The sequence below is a fragment of the Bifidobacterium miconis genome, from assembly GCF_019331735.1.
Classification (GTDB): domain Bacteria; phylum Actinomycetota; class Actinomycetes; order Actinomycetales; family Bifidobacteriaceae; genus Bifidobacterium; species Bifidobacterium miconis.
This window is the reverse complement of sequence record NZ_JAHBBH010000012.1, coordinates 65273-85507: the sequence shown is the minus strand read 5'-3', so window position 1 is coordinate 85507 and position 20235 is coordinate 65273. Positions and strand designations below refer to the sequence as shown.

Here is a 20235-nt window from a genome sequence, read left to right as displayed (position 1 = left end):
CCGCGTTGCAGCAGCAGCAGCTCGCGGACCAGATCAAGTACGGCGTGATCATCGTGTCGACCGCCCCGTTGCTGATCCTGTACCCGTTCCTGCAGAAGTACTTCAACAAGGGCGTCATGATCGGCGCCGTGAAAGGCTGATCCAATATGGCAACTCTCAAGGGCGTTCAGCTCTTCAAGGACACCGACGGCAACGTCGCGCAGCTGCACGGCATCGGCGTGCAGCGGTTCGGCGACCGCTGGTACGCGTACGGCGAGATCAAGAACAACGGCAACCTGTTCCAGGGCGTCGCCTGCTACTCCACTACGGACTTCGCCGAGTGGAAGCACGAGGGCACGGTCCTCCCGGTCGGACCCGAGGACTCGGTCTACGGTCCGAAGCACATCGTCGAACGGCCCAAGGTGCTGCGTCGTCCGTCCGACGGCAAGTACGTCATGTACCTGCACGTCGACGGCGAAAACAACTACTCGTACGCGCACATCGGCACCGCCATCAGCGACTCGCCGACCGGACCGTTCGAGTTCCTCTCGACGTTCCAATTCCGCGGCTACGAGTCGCGCGACATCGGCGTTTTCCAGGACGAAGACGGCACCGGCTACATCCTGAGCGAGGACCGGCCGCACGGCACGCACATCTACCGTCTGTCCGAAGACTACCTGTCGGTCGTCGAGGACGTCGTTTGCCTCAAGGGCACGAACTACTGGGCCGGCTACGAGTCGCCGATCATGGTCAAGCGCGACGGAGTCTACTACTGGTTCGGCTCGCAGCTGACCGGCTGGGACTGCAACGACAACATGGTCGCGACTGCCACCGACCTGCACGGCCCGTGGAGCGAATGGCAGCCGTTCACCCCGGAAGGTTCCAAGACCTACGAATCGCAGTGCGACATCATCGTCCCGCTCGACGGCGAGGATCAGTGGCACGCCGACAAGTTCCTCTACATCGGCGACCGCTGGCACAACAAGGATCTCGGCAACTCCGAACTCGTCACCCTGCCCATCGAGATCGGCGACCGCAAGGCGTTGCTCGCATGGCACGATGAATGGGACAACGAGCTCTGACCCACATCGACTATAGGCGACGCCGCGGCACGCGATGCCGTACGCGACCGCTACGAGCGATAACGTACGGCACTGGCCGTCCAGACGCAAGGTCACGGTGACCTTTGCCGTCGACGATTGCCCACTCGAATAACTGAACACCGGGTCGGGCCGTAACGGCTAACGGACGAACCGACCTGGCCGTCAAATCGGCGGCGCGCGAACAGGATCTTTTTCCTTCTCCTCCTTCCTGTTCGCGCGCCGCTTTGTCATATGCCGTGCGGTTGCCGTCAGCTGCGGACGGCTCGACTCGCCCGACGACGAGGTCGGCGGGCGAACTGCGCAATCCCACGATACAAGCCCACGCTACACAAAACGACCAGCAGCAGGGTGAACGCCGCCGAGATCAGAACGGCGTCGACCGGGGTGCCGGTGTCGAGCGGCTCCAAGGGATTCACGAGCACGTTGCGGTCGGAGGAGATGTCGGGTGCGGACGAACCCAGCTGCGACGCCTCGTCCAGCCATGCGGACAGACGGTCCAGCCCGTCAAAGAACTCGTCTTCGTTCACGGCTTCGGTAATGTAATGCTCCGACTCTTCGTTCAGCGGCGTCACCTTGCCGTCCTTGATCATGAAGTAGCCATACGGATGAAGCCGGGTCAACTCCGCGAACACGCCGCCTTCGCGATACGGTTGCTCAAGACATGCGGCGACGTCGGCGTTCGTGGTCGTCTCGTACGGCGTGATCGTGCCGCTGTTCGGATCGCGCATGATGCTGGCGGTACCCGCCGGCTTGCCCCTGATGTACACGGCGGCAATCCACCCCACGTCTACGGCCTGGTAGTTGCCGTCGTCGTCGGCAGTAATGGCGTAATACGGTTGGATGTAGCGTGCTTTCGCAGTGATGCCGACGGTGTTGTCGACACCGTTGATGCCACCGACATTCCCAACCCGGACGGTGCCTTGCGTCGCTAGGAACTTCGCGGTTTCTGGCATATTGTCCTCGATGAGCTGCACTACTTCGTCCGGGACTTGCCCTCTGGCCGGCTGTGCCGCAGTCGAGACGGAAGCGGGGATCCAGGCGACGGCGAACGCTGCCAGCATCGCCAGTATTCCCAGCATGATGGTCGGCGCATGGCGTACGTGCTGTGGCTGCGCGTGTTGCATGGCGTTCGAATGATGATCGCTGATCGGTCTCATCGCTGACATCTCCGATGCGTCTGTTGTTGGGGTCGTTGGCGGTACTGCGTCGTATCCGCCCGACGATCGTCTGCTGTATAGATGGCTGGGTATATATGGTTGTCCGGCTGCATCGCCACTGACTGCAGGAACATGACTGTGCGTTTCCTTCTATGATACGCCGGGAGTTTCCTCACGACAACCGGTTCATCGCCAACGTCGGCTTGTACGATGCCTACCGTGCGGACGACGGATGGCCGCGCGCGTTCCTCGGCGAATACTCGTCCCGCGACCGCAAGTGGCGCAACGCGCTGACGGAAGCCGCGTACCTGACCGGCGTGGAGCGCTCGCCTGCCATCGGGCTTGCCTGCTATGCGCCGATGCTGTGCAACACCGCATACGCGAACTGGGATCCGGACATGATCTACTTCGACAACCATCGCGTCTACGGCACGCCCAGCTACTGGGTGCAGCGCATGTTCATGACCGGCCAGGGCACGCAGCTGCTCGAATCCGGCGACGACATGCAGCCTGCCGCAGTCGAGCCCCCGTCGCTTGCCGGCCTGCTGCGCATGACCACCGCGCGCGCCGTGGTCGACGTCACCGACTTCGTCGTGCGCGACGCGAACGGCAGCGTGATCGCGCGGCAGGACGCCTTCACCATCGACCCGGACCATCCGGAACGAATCTGCGGCGACATGCCATCCGACCGGTACACGGTGGAATGCTCGTTCGTGCGACGCAACGGCGACCATCGCGCGACGTCGGCCGTCGTCGAGTCGATCGAAGGAGCCGCGCTCGACGACGTCAACGACTTCGACGAACCGGAGCGGGTGGCGCCGCGGCAGCGCGTCGTCGACGTGCGCGACGGCAGTATCGACGTCGTCGCGACGCCGTACTCGTTCCTCATGCTGCGCATTCGCTGATCGTACGGACTCGGCGAAACGGACGCATATGTCAGCGAACGATCGCATCAGCGCACGATATCGACCTGATACCCCCGCGTCTGCGCGAAATTGGCGATCTGCGTCTGCCAGGTCGCCAAGTGGCCCGGCAAATCGCCCCCGGGAACCAGCTGGGGGAGCACCGTGTCGGCGAACAGCGCCTCGACCTGCGGCATGAACGGCAGATACGCGAACCCGCGGCTCACATGCTCCGACGCCTCAAAGAACACGTCGTACAGCTTCTGGCCGAAGAACGGGTCGATTTTGCCGGTGAGCTTTGTGTTGCGGTGGAAGTAGGTCGTGGCCGACAGAATGCGGTCCAGCTGCAGGTCGACCGATGCGGGATCGGCCTGCGTCCACAGGGCGAACTGCATTGCGGCGTTGCGACGCGACGCAGGGATGCGGTTGCTGATCGTCCACGCCGAGCCGCCCAGATGCGCGGTGATCAGCGACGCCGGGTCGGAGAACGACGGCGGCAGCATGACCTTCCACAGTCCCCGCTGCTGCGGCCACCAGTGGGCGATGTTTTCGCAGAACCAGTTGGCGCTGAATATGGTCGTGATCCGATTCTGTGCGACGATGTCGCGGAACCGGTCCGTGTTGAAGTTCATCGGCAGCAGGATGTTCCGGTCGATGCCCTGCTGGATCAGCGCCGCGGCCGACTGTGCGGCGTCGCCGTCGAGCGCCAGACGGATGCGGTTGTCGCTTGGATCGTAGGACCACGGTTGAGCCGACGCCATGTAGAGCAGGGCGATCAGCGACGCGGCGTCGATGGTGTTGAACGCCATGGCGTACTGCGACGGATCCTGCCGGTGTATGGCCTCGCCCATATCCAGCATCTCCTGCCAGGTGCGCGGAATTTGCACGCCGAAACGGTCCATGAGATCGGTGCGGCAGAACAGCAGCGTGGTGTCGTAATCGCACGGCACGCCGTAAATGCCGTCGCGGTAGCGTACGGCGTTCCAGCAGTCGGCGACGAACTGCTGGCTGAAGATCGTGCGGACGGCCGGCGTGTTGAGGTTGAGCAGCATGCGGTCTTCGGCGAGCTGCGGCAGCCAGCGGTATTCGATGACCGTGACGTCGGGGATGTCCGTGCCGGAACGCACGCGCCGGTAGTATTCGGCGAGGGTGTCCATTTGGGAGTTGCTTTTGACGCGGCGCACGTGAAGGTTCGGGTGCAGGGCCACGTAGGCGTTGATGTGACGGTCCCAGTCCTGGAACGAACTGGCCATGATGGTCAGTTCGGTCGGCTCGCAGACCTTGGCCGTTGGCGTCGCCGATGTCGCGGATGTTGCTGGCATTGTTGCCGTTGCCGTTGCGGTATGTTCGGCGTCGGCGGGGGAGGACAGGCTCTGTTCGTGCCGTCCCAGCGTGTCCGCGGGGATGAACGTGGCCGTGCGCACGGCGTTGGACGGCGTCTGCCGGTGGATCAGCGAAATGAGATGCTCGGCGCAGTCCGTGCCGAGATCCTCCATCGGGCAGGCGATGCGGGCCAATGACGGCAATCCGAGGCCCGCCGCCGGATCGTGGCCGAAGCCGATGACGGACACCGCTGACGGCACGGCGATGTCGCGCTGCCGCAGGGTGCCCGCGAATCGCGCGGCGATGGAGCCGTTCGCGGCGAACACGGCGTCGGTCGGCCTGACGAGAAAGCGGTCCACGGTGCCGGCCGCCAGCGCCGCATCGTCGGGGCAGCCGAGCAGCAGCTGCAGACGCATGTCCCGACGTGCGGCCTCCTCGGCGATCTGGCGGCGCAGCTGCTCGCCGAACATGCCCTCGTTGCTTTCGACCAGATAGGTGAGACTGGCGTGGCCCGTTTGGCGCAATGCGTCAAACATCCGGGATACGGCGGAGGCCGTGGCGACGGTGCCGCTGTTGATGCCGTCGACAGTCCGGCCGATCAGCACGGTGGGCAGACTCGTTGCGATTCGGCGTATCTCCTGCTCGCGCAGCGTCTGGCTTTGCAGGAGCAGGCCGCAGACGGGCAGTTTGCGGAACTGCGCCGTCAGCCCGTCCTGCGTGGTGATGTCGTGTTCCTCGATGACCATGGCGTGATAGCCTCGGGCGGCGAGACGCCGGCGCGCGCCGTCGACGATGCGCGCGGTGAGCGGATCGCTGATGTCGGCCACGATGATCGCGATCAGCGAGGTTTCCGCCTGCGCCAGACTGCGGTCGTCAAGGTATCCCAGCCGTTGGGCGGCCTGATGAATGCGGGCCTCGGTCTTGGCGTTGAGCCGGCCGGGATGGTGCAGCGCTCTGGAGACCGCCGATGGGCTCACCCCGACTTCTTTGGCGATGGAGTAGATCGTCGGCTTGCGTTCCTGTGCCATGGTTGCCATTATGGCACGGCGGCGATCGTCGATGGTCGGGAGCGTCGCGGCGGACAAGCCGGCGTGCGCGATGGTCGCGTCCCTTCGGTTTCCGTGCGGCTGCGCCGGCTGGCAATGCTGGCTGGCAATGCTGGCTGGCAATGCTGGCTGGCAATTTTGGCAACAAGGTTGAGCTGCGGTGATCGGGCCGGTTGAATGGGGGGGGGGACAATCGACGACGTGCGGGCCGACTGACTCGCGCCAATCGCATCGTTTCGAAACCAAGCCGTTCGCGGCCGAGCGTTCGTGGCGGCGCCGATATACGGGCAAAGGAGAAGACAATGGCGACCATCTTCAACGGCGTATCGTGGTTCGACGATCGCGGCGAGGCAGTGAACGCGCACGGCGCATGCGTGGTCGAAGAACGCGGCACGTACTACCTGTTCGGCGAATACAAAACCGACGACCGGAACATGTTCATCGGGTTCTCCTGCTATTCGTCGCGCGATCTCGCAATCTGGCATTTCGAGCGGCTCGTGCTGCCGCGCCAGCGCGACGGCCGGCTCGGTCCGGATCGCGTCGGCGAACGCGTCAAGGTGATGCGCTGCCCGGCGACCGGCAAATACGTGATGCTCATGCACTCCGACAACCTCGAATACAAGGATCCGATGACGCTTATGGCCGTGTCGGACACGATCGACGGCGAGTACCGGATCGTCGGCCCGCTGCTGTGCGACGGCCAGCCGATCCGCATGTGGGACATGGGCACGTTCCAAGACACTGACGGCACCGGCTATCTGCTCGTGCACGGCGGTCACATCTACCGTCTCTCCAACGACTATCTGTCCGCCGAACTCATCCAGCCGGACACGCTCGAACCGTACGGCGAATCGCCCGCGATGGCGCACGTCGGCGACACGTACTATCTCATCATGTCGAATCTGACCGGCTGGGACCGCAACGACAACTTCTACCTGACCGCGCCCGACCCGTCCGGCCCGTGGACGTACCGCGGCAACGTCGCGCCGCAGGGCACCTGCACGTGGGATTCGCAGAGCTCGTTCATCTTCCCGCTGCACACCGAGCATGGCGACCGGCTGATCTACATGGGCGACCGCTGGTCGTTCCCGCATCAGGCGTCCTGCGCGAGCCAGGTCTGGCTGCCGCTGCGGTTCGACGACGGCGTTGCGTCCGTCGGGGACGGTTCGGCTGATGCCGCAACGCTCGCCGATGACGTCGCGCTCGCCGATGCCGCCGGACTCGATGCGCTCGATCCGGCCGATGCGCCGACCGCGACGACAGACACGGCGACCGAAAGCGGCGCGGTCGCCGGCCGTCCCGCCGATTTCGGGCGTCCGCTGCTGCCGCGATACGCGGATGCGTGGGATACGGCGACCGGCGAACCGGTCGCGTTGCGCGGCGAGACGGTCGCGCTGAGCCTGTACTCGAATCGTCGCGGCGATGCGTCGTCCGCCGTGGTCGAGATCGGCGGCGATGCCGGCGGGGCTGACGATGCCGCCGCGATCGTCGATAACGGCGACGGCACAGCGCGACTTGCGCTGATCGGCCTGCGCAGCAAGGACGGCGGCGTCGGTCGCGTCGTCATCCGTCGTCTCGACGGCGGCAACGATCATGTCGATGATCGCACGGCTGAGAGCGGGGCCGGGCGTGAGGCCGACGTCGTCGCATGCGACGCGTCCGCGCCGATCGTCTCCCAACTGTTCGACTGCTACGCGCAATCGGCCTACAGCGGTCCGCTGTTCGTGAGCACACCGCTGCCGGCCGGGCGGTACAGCGTCACCGTGCAGGCGCTCGGCGAAACCGGCCTGTGGATCGAAAAGACCGGCACCCGCCGCGGCGGCGCCGATTCCTACGTCAACGTCTGGCACGCCCTGCTGTTGCGATAGCTCGTCCGCCGCCTCCGTACGAATGCCGTTTGCGCGGCATATTAGATGGTGCTTCGGTGAATTGCCCCGCGGGGGATCCTCTCAGCGGGGCAATTCGACTATCGCCTCTCAGAAGTGCCCCGTTGGGACGGCTTCGCGGGGCATTGCCATGGTGATCCATCCGGTTTGCTACGGAGAGGAGCCCTTCTGCGGGGCAAACCGTATACATCATCTCCGATATGCCACGCCGGGAAAGACTCGGCGCGGCCGGACGGTCTGAGTTGACAAGGGGACGTTGCCGCACGTAAAATCGCAGCGTTGCGATTTTGAAGTGAACACCGATCGGCGGGGCCGAGGGCGACCCGCAAAAGGAGAAACGACCATCATGTACGCACTGGGCAACAACGCGCCGGTCGTGCCGGCATACGCCGACACGACCTCCATGCGCTCCGAACTGGGGCACGTCGAAATCCGCTTTGGCAACGATCCGTCGAACATGAACTGGCTGCGGCCGGACCATCCGTACGCGGCCGTATCCGCGCCGGACGGCATCGAGTCCAGCGTGCACATGCTGCGCGACGGCGACTCGATCGTCACCTCCGTCACGCTCGGCAACGCGACGGGCAAGACCATCTGTGCGGCCGTCGGAGACATCGGCATCACGCTGCCGCTCGAAGACCGCTACTGGGACGAAACCGACGACTATTCCATCGAACGTCACTGCAACGCGCACCTGTTCTGCGGCGGCACATGCAGCTGGGTGCTCGCCCTGCGCATGAGCGGCAAGGCCCCGCACCTCGGCCTCGTGCTCACCGAAGGCGCGCTCGCCGCGTACAGCGTCAGCCGCGACTTCGCGCAGTACAGCAACGACCGCGGCTGCTTCGTGCTGCACCCCGAAGCCATGGAATTCGCGCCCGGCCAGACATGCACGATCTCGTGGGTCATCTTCCCGTGCGACTCGCGTGAGGACTTCTTCGCGCAGGCCGCCGAACGCAGCCGCTTCATCGACGCGCGCTGGGACCGCACCGTCGTGTTCCCCGGAGAAACGACGACGCTGCGCATCCGTCCGTCGTTCGACGTGTGCGACACGAGCGGTTCGAGCGAGACGCGCGATGCGAATGCGGATGGTGCGAACGATTCCGCGGACGGACGGATCGGTGCCGCGCACGATAGCGCGCACGATCGCTCGCATGATCGGGCTGACAGCGCGGCCGTCACCGTCAACGGCAAGCCCGCGCGGCCGCTCGGCGACGGCACGTACGCGTTCGACTACACGCCGGTCTACGCGGACGCGTTCACGCACGACGCGTACAACGACCGCATCGGCGAGCATGTCTTTACGGTCGAAGCTGGCAGGCGCACAGTGCATACGCGCGTATTCGTCTCCGCGCCGCTGGGCGAACTGCTCGCCGAACGCGTGCGCTTCATCGCGCGCAAGCAGCAGTACCGCGGCGACGATCCGCATCTCAAAGGCGCGTATCTGGCCTACGACAACGAAGACCAGCGGCAGTACTACTACGCGGGCGACGACTACGGCAAGGTGATCAACGACTACAACGCCGGCCGCGAACGCGTGTGCATGGCGCTGCTCGTCAACGCGTACCTGAGCGCGCTCGACCGCGGCGTGTGGAGCAACGAATCCGGCGATTCCCTCGCCGACGTGGCGCACCTGCTGTTCAGCGACGGCGGCGCGCCGTCGCTGCGCGACGAGCTGGCCGCAAGCCTCACCGAGTATCGCGCGTTCATGGAACGCGAACTGGTCGACACGGCCACCGGCGAAGTGTTCAACGACTCGCCGCGCGACAATTCGTACCGGCGTTTGTACAACGCGCCGTGGTTCGCGGAACTGTACGTCGAATTCTGGAAGTCGGACGGCGACGTTGAAAACCTTCGCATCGCCGTGCGCATCCTCAAATGGTTCTACCAGGGCGGCGGCAGCCGGTTCTATCCGCTCGAACTGCCGGTGCTCGCGCTCGGCCGCGCGCTGCGCGACGCGGGGGAGACCGCGCTGTACGCCGAGATGCGCGAACTGTTCCTCACCCATGCGCGCACGCTCGCCGGACTCGGTCTGCACTATCCGAAGCACGAGGTGAACTACGAGCAGTCGATCGTGGCTCCCGCCGCGAGCGTGATCCTGCAAACGGCCGTGTTGACCGGCGACCACGACCTGCTGCGCGCCGGCTTCGAGCAGCTGCGCGTGCTCGACCAGTTCAATGGATGCCAGCCGGACGCGCACCTGAACGAGGTGGCGATCCGCCACTGGGACGGCTTCTGGTTCGGCAAGCGCAAGCAGTACGGCGACACGTTCCCGCATTACTGGAGCGGGCTGACCGGCGACGTGTTCGAACTGGTCGGTGACCTGCTGGTCGACGGGGGCGGAGACGGCGGCGACCTGTCCGGTGCGGTTGCGGGCGGTGCGGCTGCCGGCGGTGCCAACGATGTCGTTGCTGCTGCCAACGCTGCCGCCGGCGATGACGTCGCCGCCGCGGGCAAGTTCGTGCGTGAGCATCTGCTGACGCTGCTGGCGCCGCAGTCCGGCGGTTTCCCGACGGAATATCATCGCCGCGCCGCGGCCTCCCGCCGTGCGCTGCTGCAGCTGTTCTTCCCGGACGGCACCGCATCGTGCGCGTATGTGTTCCCGTTCTCGGTGAACGGCGAACGCACGCACTTCGCTGATCCGATGGCCAACGATCAGGACTGGGCGCTCTACTTCATCGTGCGCCGGCTGCTGGAGACGAAATAGCGGTTTACCGGAGTGGCTTGCCGGAGTAACGCCAAACAATCCGAACGAAGGGAATGACGATGACTGGTACTGCTGAATCGTCGCGGTCGCAGGCATGCGCCGCCTACTTGTTTGCCCATTTCACCGGAACCGAAGATCGACCGACGGATGAGCAAGTGTATTTCGCGCTTAGCCGCGACGGCGTGCATTGGGCCGACACGCGCGGCGACGGCGACCCGGCTCTGGTTTCGACGGTGGGTGAGCACGGTGTGCGCGACCCGTTCCTGATTCGGGCCCATGACGGATCGCGCATCTATCTGTTGGCCACTGATCTGAGCATCTATCATCGCGGCGGTTGGAAGAACGGCGGGGCGAAAACGAACGGCAGCACGGACATCGTGGTCTGGGAGACGACGGATCTGGCGCATTGGAGCGAACCGCGGCTCGTCGACGTCGCATCCGGGATCCCGGGAGCGTGCTTCACGTGGGCGCCGGAGGCGTGCTGGGACGAGGAACGCGGCCAGTACATCGTCTATTGGGCCACCGGGTCGCATGAGGACAACGTCAACGGCGATTATCAGAACATGTATTACGCCACGACCGAGGACTTCGTGACGTTTTCCGAACCGGTCAAGTGGATCGACCGCGACAGCTACTGCATTGATGCGACGATGATCCACGCCGATGACGGCTGGTGGTATCGCGCGTCCGGCGACGGGCAGATCACCATCGAACGGACGCGGAACCCGTACGCGACGTCGCTTGCGCCCGACGCGCGGCTGGAAACTGGCGATGGCGTCGATTCGTGGGCGTACGTCGGTTCGCTTGTGTCGATTTTCGGCGACGAACGGCTGAGCGGGGGATATCTCGAAGGTCCGGAACTGTTTCGGCTCAATGACTCCGACGTGCGGGTGGTCGACGGGCGCGCCATGCGATATGGGCTGATGTGCGACCAATATCGGCTCGGGCTTGGCTATCTGCCGTTCCGTTCGGCCAGCCTTGCCAGCGCGGATCGCGCCGACTGGGATGCCGCCGTTGACGTGGATCTTGGTGTGCTGAAGAAGTGCCACGGTGGCATCCTGCCGATCACCGAGGCGGAATATCGTGCGGCCATGGAGGCATTCTCACGGTGATGTGTTGTGGCGTATTGACGGTACGCGCGTGAAACACACTACTGAGTTTCACGTGAAACATGTCATAGGAGTTGCTGGTTCACCGTCGCTCGCTCCTCGCCTGCAAACGCCTCCGGCGTTTGCTTGACGGCTCTGCCTGGCTGAGGGGGCTCCCGGCGAAGCCGGGTGGTGGAGTGTCCGTGGCCGAAGACCGCTAACAACGCGGGATCGCGCTACGTGCGATCCCGATGCCGTGTCTGCATCTCCTGTGCGCCGGAAATGCGAAGAGCCATGAATGCGCGAGTCGCGGTTATGATATCGCTATCATGGTGTGCTGTTCGGCATGCGCCGCGTGTACGGCGCACTCCGCCGACCAGTAGTGAATGAAACCAGCAAGGGAGCCAGAGATGCCTGCCAATACGCCTGCTGTCGAATCCTCGTTAACGCATGATGTCGATGCCATCGACGTGCGTTATCCGCTGCAGATGCACGACTTCAGCCTGCACGACCCGTTTGTGCTCGCGGACAAGGCGAGCGGCCTGTACTACCTGTACAACGCGAACTACTACCAGTACCGCGACGCCGCGCACGGGCGCGGCAAGTCGGTGGTCGTGTATGTGAGCCCCGATCTCAAGCATTTCTCCGAGCCGGTCGACGTGTTCGACCTCAACGATGTGCCCGCCGGCGCATGGTACGACGATTCCGACTCGCCGTGGGCGCCCGAAGTGTACGAGCGTGACGGCAAGTACTGGATGTTCGTCACGCTGCACGCCAAGCGTGAGACGCCGGAACCGCCGCATGCCGGTCCGGACTGGTACGTGCGCGACCACGGCATGCAGCATCGGCGCGGCGTGTTCGTGGCCGTCGCCGATCGGCCGGCCGGTCCGTTCCGTGTGGCCGACCCGACGCGGCCGACCACACCGGACAATGTGATGGCGCTCGACGGCACGCTCGCGTTCGATACGGACGGCAGCCCGTGGATGGTGTACGCGCACGAATGGGTGGAACTGTTCGACGGCACGATGGAGGCGATCCGGCTCGACCCGAACGATCTCGCGCGATCCGTCGGCGAACCGGTGCATCTGTGGTCCGCGAGCGAAGGCGTGTGGCATCCGGCGGACGGCGACGCCCCGGCCGGTGGCTGGCGCGGCGACTTCACCACCGACGAGGCGCGTGCCACGATCCCGGAACATTCCGGCGGCTACGTGACCGACGGTCCGTATGTCGCGCGCACGCCGAACGGGTCGCTCATCAGCGTGTGGACGTCGTACTCTCGCGGCGAATACATCCTCTCGCAGGCCATCTCGCGCTCCGGCCGCGTCATTGGGCCGTGGGAGCAGCTCGCGCCGATCGACTACAGCGACGCCGGGCATGCGATGGTCTTCCGCACGTTCGACGGCACGTTGCTGCTCATCATGCACACCAACATGACCCGGCGCGGCTCGGACGGCACGCCGCTCACGCCGCACGGCATCGTGTACGAGGTCGCCGTGACCAACGAGGGATTCCGCCTCGGCCGGCACCGCGCCGACCTCGACGGCATCGCCGATCCCGCGCGCGACGACGCGTGAGTTGTGTGGGCGTCGTCTGCGAGGTGTTTGTCGAACCTTGTGAGATGGGTTCGGACTACCCCTCAGTCACTGTGTGACAGCTCCCCTGACAAGGGGAGCCGAGAGATAAAAACGTGGCGACGTTCAATTGTGAAGGATTGGTTGCATCGGCCCGAATGATGTGTACGATGCCCGGAGAACGAACAAGCCCGGCTGTTGGGGCCGGGCTTGCGAGAGAAGGAGAGGAAGAAGAGAGGTGTGTTCAATTATGTGCGGCCTGTGCGGCCGTGACTCCATATAACCGCCCGTTTCATGGCGCAACGTGCGGTTTTGCGTAATGTTCCGTCCGATTGCGCTGCATGTTCCCTGACAATGACATGGCTCTGCCGATCTTCTTCCGATACTGAGACCGTTGTGGGTGTAAACGGTACGCCGACAGGATTCGTGGGCATAGACGGTATATGAACAGACGTGAATGGGCCTATTCATGTACCGGTTATGCCCACGATCCTATGAATGGTCCGTTTATGCCCACGATCAGTGGGCGGTAATGGTCGGGTTATGCCCACGACCGGGGTTCCCCGTCGACAAGACCGATGCGGAACGCCGGTATGGTCCCGTCTATGCCCACGACTGATCTTTCGGCCAGATGCAACTCGTATTCGTCAGACTCATTGTGGGCATGCGCGGTACATTGACTGGATGATGCCGGGCGGTGGCGAATGGACGGTGGCATGGATTCCTGCGGACACTGCGGATTGTTGCACCGTGAGGGGACCAGCTTGTTCTTCCAATGGCAAAGAGCGGCAAAAGTCCCGAAAATCAAGAGGTGTAACGTTATAGTTGAAGGTGGAAAGGGGTTCTGCAATGCAACTGCTCTGCCAGCCGGGACAAGAAGGTCCCGTTGACGTGACGTATCCCGCCGAAGGGATCGATCTGACCATTTTCAACCGCGAAACGCAGCCGGAGGCCGCACGCGCGCTCGAGCATGCCGCCTGCCTGACGGTCGTCGCGCAAAGCCTCGACGCGCATTCCGTCTGTCTTCAGCTCGCTTTCTACGAGGCCGGTCAGCGCGAGCGTGGCGACGATCCGACCCTGCGCGCCGTGTTCGGCTTGCTGCCGGGCGTCAAGGTGCCGGTGCCGTTCGACCTCGCGTGGCTCGACGGCGAAACGCTGTTCGCCCCGCGCACGCTCGGGCGCCTCAAGATGACCATCTTCGGCAAGCGCATCCGCCGCAAGGACATCGCCGAAATCGTGCTCTCCGCCACGCCGAGCCTGCCCGATCGCAGCGTGCGCCTGTGGCCGTGCGAACTGCTCGACCAGATGCCCGCGATCGACATTCCCGCCAAACCGCTCGTCGATGAACTTGGCCAGTGGCTGCCCAAGCAGTGGCCCGGCAAGGTCGCCGACCGCGCCGACTGCGACGCCGTGCTGCGCAAGATGGCCGGCGATGAAAAGGACACGACAGATACCCGTTACACGCTGGACGGCTGGGATCGCTTCGGCGGCTGGACCGGCAAAACGTTCGCGGCCACCGGCTGGTTCCGCGTCGAGCGTGAACCGGCCGGCGCGGACGGCAAGCCCGGACGGTTCTGGCTGGTCGACCCGGACGGCAACGCGTTCGTCTCCACCGGCGTCGACTGCATCGGCCCCGGCGTCGGCACGCGCGTCGACCCGGTCCGCCCGTGGCTGGATGCGCACGTCGCCGGACTGCTGGATCACGCGATCGACGCGGCCGCCGCGTCGTCAGCGTCCGCATCATCGGCAAACGACACATCGCGAGATGAGTCCAAATCCACCGAAGCCGACGTCTACGCCGGCCGTCGTCGCAACGAGCCCGTCGTCGACCCGACCGACCCGTCGTTCAGTTGGCGTGCGGACGCACACGGCTGCGGCGGCGTCACCGCGTTCTACGACTACGGCAAGGCCAACCTGCGCGCCGCGTTCGGCGAGAACGGCTGGCGCTCGGCGTGGGCGCGTATCACGCGCAGGCACCTGCTCGACTGGGGCGTGAACACGATCGGCAACTGGTCCGACCGCGCGTTCATCCGCGAAGCCGGCCTGCCGTACGTGCTGCCGGTCGAGGAACTCGCCGGCGTCGGCTTCCCGAGCACGCCGCACATGGTCTTCCGCGACTTCCCGGACGTGTTCGACCCCGAGTACGAGCGTCAGGCCGCACGCTACGCGGCCGGGCTCGAGGCGTGGAAGGACGATCCGAACATGATCGGCTACTTCATGCGCAACGAGCCGAACTGGGCGTTCGTCTACGACCTCAACATCGCCGAGGAAATGCTCGCCAACCCGGCCGGTCTCGCGTCCAAGCGGCGGTTCGTCGACTGGCTGCGTGAGCGGTATGCCGGCGACGTGGCCGCGCTCAACGCACGCTGGGGCGCGGAGTTCGGCTCGTTCGACGAGATCACGGCCGAACCGCGGTTCCGTGCGGCGAGCGCGTGGCCGGGCGCCGCCGACGACCTGCGCGAATTCTCGACGATGATGATCGACCGCTACGTGCGCGTGCCGGCCGAGGCGCTGCGTCGCGTCGACCCGCATCATCTCAACCTCGGCATGCGCTACGCGTACATCACCGACAAAAGCCTGCTGGCCGGGGCCGACTGCTACGACGTGTTCTCGATCAACAGCTACCAGCGCACCGCGTACGATCAGGTCGAACAGGTCGGACGCATGCTCGACATGCCGGTCATGGTCGGCGAATTCCACCACGGCGCGCTCGACCGCGGGCTCACCGCGCATGGCATCCGCGGCGTGACCACGCAGGCCGAGCGCGGCGTCGCGTATCGCTACTACGTGGAGCAGGCCGCGCGCAGCCCGTATTTCGTGGGCGCGCACTACTTCCAGTACAACGACCAGAGCGCGATCGGCCGCTTCGACGGCGAGAACTACCAGATCGGACTCGTGGACGTGTGCATGCAGGAGTATCCGGAAATGGCCGCGGCGATGCGCGACTGCCACGAGGCGATGTACCGCGTGGCGGCGGGGGAGCGGTCCGCGTTCGACCGGGTGCCGGGCGAGGTCAATCCGATCCACTACTGACGTGTGGAGCTGCGCACTTCGAGCGTGAAGTTGGCCGTGCGGGTTTCGATCGGCGCGTCGGGCGTTTCGATGCGCCGCAGCAGCAGATCCGCGAGCGTCGCGGCGAGCCGGTCGAAGTCCACGGCGGCGGTCGTCAGCGGCGGGAACGCCGACCGTCCGGCCTCGATGCCGTCGAACCCGGCCACGGCCACGTCGTCGGGGATCGCGATGCCGCGGTCGTGCAGCGCGTGCATTACGCCGATCGCCACCGTGTCGGACAGGCAGTACACGGCGTCGAACTCGCGGCCCTCGTCCAGCAGGCGCATCGTCGCGTCGTACGCGCCTTCGACCGTCCATTGCGCGGGGACGGCCGTATTGTCCGGTCCGAACGCGACGCCGGCGTCGCGGCACGCGTCCATGCAGCCGGTCAAGCGCGTGCTGCTCACGTCCGTCAGATCGTGGATCCGCTCGTACGGCCGGTATGCCACGCCCATCGCGACGATGCGGCGGCGGCCGGTGCTCAGCAAGTGGCTGACCGCCGCATATACGCCGTCGTGGCCGGGCGTATACACGCTGTCGTACAGGTCGGTCGGCTGGCTGGGGTCGAGGATGACGAGCGGCTTGGACCCGGTGATCTTCTTCATCTGCTCCGGCTTGAGTTCGCCGGAGCAGAAGATGGTGCCGTCGCAGAACTGGTGGTCGAGCTCGCGCAGCACGGTTTCCTCGTTGCTGCCGGTGAACAGCGTCTGTTGAGCGAAGACCTGATAGCCGCGCGGCGCGAGCGCGACCGAGATCGCGTGCGCGAGTTCGGCGGAGAACGGCAGGGCGAGGTCGTGCACGGCCACGGCGATGACGTTGCTGCGGCCGAGTCGCAGACTGCGCGCGGACGCGTTGCCCTGATAGTGGAGACGCGCGGCCGCCTCGCGCACTTTCGCCGCGGTTTCCGGCTTGACCTGCGGATTGCCGCGCAGCGCGTACGAGACGGTCGCCGTCGAATAGCCCGTGGCTTTGGCGATGTCGGCGATGGTGGCACTCATAGCAACTCCTTATGCACACGCTTGTCGACGAAGTGATTTGACAAGCTTACGACATCATTCTATATTAAAAACTAATCGATTAAGCTAATCGATTAGGAAAACGACCGGGCCGGCGTGAACCGACCCTAGAGGAACGAAGGCAAAGAGGTTCAACGATGAGCGTTTCATTCAAGAACGCAGGACGCAACGGCAAGCGCATGCTCGCCGCCGTCGCCGGCGTGTCGGCGCTGGCCATGGTGCTCGCCGGCTGCGGCAACACCAGCAAGGGCGAGACCGACGCCAACGGCAAGCCGGTGGTCAAGGTCATGGTCATCACCAACTCCGCCACCCGCAAGATGAACACCATGACGTGGTGGAAGAAGCTCGAGGCCGCGTGCGACTGCTCCATCAAGTGGCAGCAAGTCGACGGCACCGCATGGGACCAGCAGAAGAACGCCTCGCTGGCCGCCGGCGACGTGCCGGACCTGACCGTGTGGGGCTTCGGCAAGACCGACTTCTCCAAGAACCAGGGCCTGTTCGAGGATCTCTCCGACGATCTCGACAAGATGCCGAACGCCAAGAAGTACCTCGAAGAGGACAAGGACGCCAAGAACTTCGCGACCGACTCGCAGGGCCACATCTACCAGATCCCGTCCGACGCCTCCTCCCGTATGAAGGTCAACGTCAACGGCCAGTCCATGATGATCAACAAGACCTGGCTCGACAAGCTCGGCCTCAAGGTGCCGACCACGTGGGACGAACTCGAGAACGTGCTCGAGGCCTTCAAGACCAAGGATCCGAACGGCAACGGCAAGGCCGACGAGATCCCGTTCACCATTCGCAAGCTCAACTCCACCGGCTTCGGCTGGTGGGATCCGTACCTGCTGCTCAACTCCACCGGCATCTCCACGCAGATGTCCAGCGTCGGCGGCCAGGGCATTTACGTGCAGGACGGCAAGGTCGGCAACTTCATGCTCACCAAGAACTTCCGCGAGGTCACCGAATACCTGCACGAGCTCATGAGCAAGGGCCTCATCCCGGCCGACGCGCTGACCAAGGCCGACGACAAGTACAACGCCGAATGGACCGGCGACGGCAAGACCGCGCAGGTCGGCGTCGCCTTCGGCTGGAACACCAACGCCTTCGGCACCCTTAAGGACCAGTATGTCTCCATGCCGGCCCCGGCCGCGCCGGGCGCCACGCCCACGTGGGAGCCGAGCGTCGCCGACGTCTACAACGGCGCCGCGGTCAAGGCCGAATCCCCGTACAAGGACCAGGTCTTCAAGATCATCAACGAGTGGCTTGATCCCGACGTGAGCATCCAGTCCTACTTCGGCGACTTCGACAAGTACGTCGTCAAGAACGGCGACAACGACTACACCGTCAAGCCGGAAGCCTCCGCCGACTCCTCCATTCAGGTCGCGCTCGCCGACCGCGGTCTCGCCTGGCTGCGTCCGGGACTGAAGATCACCGGCGTGCCGGACATCGACGCCTCCAACAAGGATTGGCCGGCCTACCAGAAGTACCAGCCCACCTCCTCCAAGGACTTCATGCCGCAGTACCTGACCCTGTCCGACGACGACTCGAACACCGTGGCCAACAACAACACCTCGATCTTCACCTACGCGATGCCGATCATCGCCAAGTGGATCAAGGACGGCGGCCTGACCGACGACTCCTGGAACGAATTCCAGAAGCAACTCAAGAGCCTGAACATCGAACAGAACGTCGAGATCTACCAGAAGCTGTACGACAGCGCCAAGTGAGTCTCGCCTGATCGGCGATCGCTGATGTGACGCGACAGCCGATTCCTCTCAACGGCAACGGCCGCGAACCCCCTTCCTTTCCTCGGGGTTCGCGGCCGTTGCCGTATATTCAGCTGCGTTTCGGCGCATGCAGGATGCGGGCAAAAGAAAACCCGGCGGGGAGAGCCGCCGGGCGAAGAAAGGAGAAGAGAGAAAGAAGAAGGATTTTCAGTTATGCGGTGCGACCTGTCCGGCCGTGGTTCCCATATAACCGCACGATTCATGGCGAATCGTGCGGGTTGGCTGGGAAATGTCTGTGAATCGTGACAACCCCGGTATTCGCATGGTGGTCGTCGATCGCGCCGCGCAAATACCGGGGTTGTTTGCAGCCGTCATGACCGCAGCGTCACGTCCGTGACGTCACAGCTTGAACGCGGCCTCCACGGCGTCGTATTCGGCGGCCGTGATCGGCAGGATCGCGCCGTGGCGCTTCTTGAGCCCGCCGAAGTCGATGTCGTCGGCGACGGCCCAGTCCTGCGGGTCACGGCTGGACAGGTCGGCCGAACGGAACGGCAGATAGCCCTTCGCCTCGGCAAACTGATCGCACATCAGGCCGTAGCGCATCTCGCGGCCGTTGACCGTCTTTACGTCGGCGTCGTTGTAGCGGAACAGCTCCGGGCCCTCGAGATAGTGCCACGAATAGCGGCCGTTGCCGAGAATGTCGGTGAGCGAGCCGACGTACGACCACTGCTGGTCGTCGTCCGTGCGCAGCACCTCGTACGTGCTCGCGTACGGGTTGCGCGTACGCTCGATCGTGATCTCGGAATCCTTGGACGCGCGGTACCACCAGCCGTCGTCGTCGCGCAGCATGGTCGAGTCGATGACGACGTTCTTGCGATCGATCCACTTGACCGGGTCGGAGAACGTGACGAGATCCTTCGACGTCGCATAGTACATGTTCGTGCGGTCGCCGAGCTCGTTGTTAAGCGGGTTGCCGGCCTCGTCCTCGTTGGTCTTGGTGGCCCAGAACACGATCCACTGCTCCTTGTCCGGGTCCCAGCTGGCCTCCGGCGCCCACGCCATACCGGCGCCCGGGATCTTCGAGGCGACGTCCACGAGGCGCGGCTCGCTCCAGTGCACGAGGTCGGGGGAGTCCCAGATCACCAGGCCGGTGGAGCCGTTAGTGGTGGCGCCGTCGTGCGGGCCCCAGCCGCCGCGGTAGTGGATGGACAGGTCGGTGGCCACGATGTGGAAGCCGCCCTTCGGGTCGCGCACGATGTGCGGGTCGCGCGTGCCCTTCTCGCCGCCGAGCCAGGTCAGCGCCGGCTTGCCGGCCGGGCGCAGGTCGTGCCACTTGACGCCGTCGCGGCTGAGCGCGAAGTACAGCTGCTCGTCGGTCGGGGTCTTTTCGTCGCCGATGAAGTGCACGAAGAGGTACGCTTCGGTTTTCGGGGTGTTCGTTTCGCTCATGGTCCTCGTTGCTTCCTTGTCTTCGGGATGCGGTCGGTGCGGATCGCTGCGGGCCGTGCCGTATGGCGCGGTTGCGTCGGTGCCGGCTCACTTTGCCGGCTGCCGGCGCTCGTGCCGTCGCAATCGCAGCTCGCATCGATCAAATATGTAACGGTACATAATTATATGTACGACACGCGGGGATGGGAACCGCCGCGCCGTTGCTGGGAATGTGCGGTGTGCTTGTCGGCGGT

12 protein-coding genes and 1 pseudogene are annotated in these 20235 nt (G+C 64.7%); 9 read left to right on the top strand and 4 right to left on the bottom strand.

Annotated features, from left to right (window positions below; translation table 11 throughout):
- Together KIH79_RS12845 and KIH79_RS05845 are read left to right on the top strand one after the other, a co-directional pair.
- A pseudogene (locus KIH79_RS12845) lies at positions 1–140 on the top strand (carbohydrate ABC transporter permease); the annotation flags it as partial.
- 6 nt (positions 141–146) lie between these two features.
- Positions 147–1061 carry a family 43 glycosylhydrolase gene (locus KIH79_RS05845; protein WP_219058548.1) on the top strand — a complete coding sequence of 305 codons (915 nt, stop codon included), beginning with the start codon at positions 147–149 and terminating at the stop codon, positions 1059–1061.
- A gap of 269 nt (positions 1062–1330) precedes the next feature.
- Here KIH79_RS05845 and KIH79_RS05840 read toward each other — a convergent pair whose 3' ends face one another.
- The gene (locus tag KIH79_RS05840; RefSeq protein WP_219058547.1) at positions 1331–2239 is read right to left on the bottom strand and encodes a hypothetical protein; all 909 of its coding nucleotides are present in this window, start codon (positions 2237–2239) and stop codon (positions 1331–1333) included.
- 152 nt (positions 2240–2391) lie between these two features.
- Here KIH79_RS05840 and KIH79_RS05835 point away from each other — a divergent pair, with 152 nt between their 5' ends.
- Positions 2392–3144, top strand: coding sequence for an alpha-L-arabinofuranosidase C-terminal domain-containing protein (locus KIH79_RS05835; RefSeq protein WP_219058546.1), 753 nt, complete (start codon positions 2392–2394; stop codon positions 3142–3144).
- A 47-nt stretch (positions 3145–3191) separates the two neighbouring features.
- Here KIH79_RS05835 and KIH79_RS05830 read toward each other — a convergent pair whose 3' ends face one another.
- A complete protein-coding gene (locus KIH79_RS05830) occupies positions 3192–5492 on the bottom strand; it encodes an extracellular solute-binding protein (RefSeq protein ID WP_219058545.1) in 2301 nt (766 codons plus the stop codon).
- Positions 5493–5812: 320 nt separating this feature from the next.
- Between KIH79_RS05830 and KIH79_RS05825 the strand changes: the two genes are divergently transcribed.
- The 5 genes from KIH79_RS05825 to KIH79_RS05805 all read left to right on the top strand — a co-directional run bounded on the left by KIH79_RS05825 (position 5813) and on the right by KIH79_RS05805 (position 15792).
- A complete protein-coding gene (locus KIH79_RS05825; RefSeq protein WP_219058544.1) occupies positions 5813–7378 on the top strand; it encodes a glycoside hydrolase family protein in 1566 nt (521 codons plus the stop codon).
- A 364-nt stretch (positions 7379–7742) separates the two neighbouring features.
- The gene (locus tag KIH79_RS05820) at positions 7743–10100 is read left to right on the top strand and encodes a hypothetical protein (RefSeq protein ID WP_219058543.1); all 2358 of its coding nucleotides are present in this window, start codon (positions 7743–7745) and stop codon (positions 10098–10100) included.
- A 59-nt stretch (positions 10101–10159) separates the two neighbouring features.
- Positions 10160–11212, top strand: coding sequence for an alpha-arabinofuranosidase (locus KIH79_RS05815; protein ID WP_219058542.1), 1053 nt, complete (start codon positions 10160–10162; stop codon positions 11210–11212).
- Positions 11213–11598: 386 nt separating this feature from the next.
- Positions 11599–12762 (top strand): family 43 glycosylhydrolase, encoded by a 1164-nt coding sequence (locus tag KIH79_RS05810; protein WP_236023647.1) that lies wholly within the window; start codon positions 11599–11601, stop codon positions 12760–12762.
- A gap of 846 nt (positions 12763–13608) precedes the next feature.
- A complete protein-coding gene (locus tag KIH79_RS05805) occupies positions 13609–15792 on the top strand; it encodes a beta-galactosidase (RefSeq protein WP_219058541.1) in 2184 nt (727 codons plus the stop codon).
- Here the strand turns inward: KIH79_RS05805 and KIH79_RS05800 are convergent.
- Positions 15786–16808, bottom strand: a complete 1023-nt coding sequence (locus tag KIH79_RS05800; RefSeq protein WP_219058540.1) for a LacI family DNA-binding transcriptional regulator — start codon at positions 16806–16808, stop codon at positions 15786–15788. The two genes, KIH79_RS05805 and KIH79_RS05800, sit on opposite strands and share 7 nt — an antisense overlap.
- A 155-nt stretch (positions 16809–16963) precedes the next feature.
- Between KIH79_RS05800 and KIH79_RS05795 the strand changes: the two genes are divergently transcribed.
- Positions 16964–18553, top strand: a complete 1590-nt coding sequence (locus KIH79_RS05795; RefSeq protein WP_236023646.1) for a type 2 periplasmic-binding domain-containing protein — start codon at positions 16964–16966, stop codon at positions 18551–18553.
- Between the two features lie 399 nt (positions 18554–18952).
- On the opposite strand, the gene KIH79_RS05790 is transcribed toward KIH79_RS05795, so the two are convergent.
- Positions 18953–20002, bottom strand: a complete 1050-nt coding sequence (locus KIH79_RS05790) for an alpha-arabinofuranosidase (RefSeq protein WP_219058539.1) — start codon at positions 20000–20002, stop codon at positions 18953–18955.
- Positions 20003–20235: the final 233 nt, after the last annotated feature.

Bases quoted from the DNA above. Each gene is read 5' to 3' on its own strand.
- KIH79_RS05845 (WP_219058548.1), top strand. From the start codon at position 147: ATGGCAACTCTCAAGGGCGTTCAGCTCTTCAAGGACACCGACGGCAAC.
- KIH79_RS05840 (WP_219058547.1), bottom strand. From the start codon at position 2,239: ATGAGACCGATCAGCGATCATCATTCGAACGCCATGCAACACGCGCAG.
- KIH79_RS05835 (WP_219058546.1), top strand. From the start codon at position 2,392: ATGATACGCCGGGAGTTTCCTCACGACAACCGGTTCATCGCCAACGTC.
- KIH79_RS05830 (WP_219058545.1), bottom strand. From the start codon at position 5,492: ATGGCACAGGAACGCAAGCCGACGATCTACTCCATCGCCAAAGAAGTC.
- KIH79_RS05825 (WP_219058544.1), top strand. From the start codon at position 5,813: ATGGCGACCATCTTCAACGGCGTATCGTGGTTCGACGATCGCGGCGAG.
- KIH79_RS05820 (WP_219058543.1), top strand. From the start codon at position 7,743: ATGTACGCACTGGGCAACAACGCGCCGGTCGTGCCGGCATACGCCGAC.
- KIH79_RS05815 (WP_219058542.1), top strand. From the start codon at position 10,160: ATGACTGGTACTGCTGAATCGTCGCGGTCGCAGGCATGCGCCGCCTAC.
- KIH79_RS05810 (WP_236023647.1), top strand. From the start codon at position 11,599: ATGCCTGCCAATACGCCTGCTGTCGAATCCTCGTTAACGCATGATGTC.
- KIH79_RS05805 (WP_219058541.1), top strand. From the start codon at position 13,609: ATGCAACTGCTCTGCCAGCCGGGACAAGAAGGTCCCGTTGACGTGACG.
- KIH79_RS05800 (WP_219058540.1), bottom strand. From the start codon at position 16,808: ATGAGTGCCACCATCGCCGACATCGCCAAAGCCACGGGCTATTCGACG.
- KIH79_RS05795 (WP_236023646.1), top strand. From the start codon at position 16,964: ATGAGCGTTTCATTCAAGAACGCAGGACGCAACGGCAAGCGCATGCTC.
- KIH79_RS05790 (WP_219058539.1), bottom strand. From the start codon at position 20,002: ATGAGCGAAACGAACACCCCGAAAACCGAAGCGTACCTCTTCGTGCAC.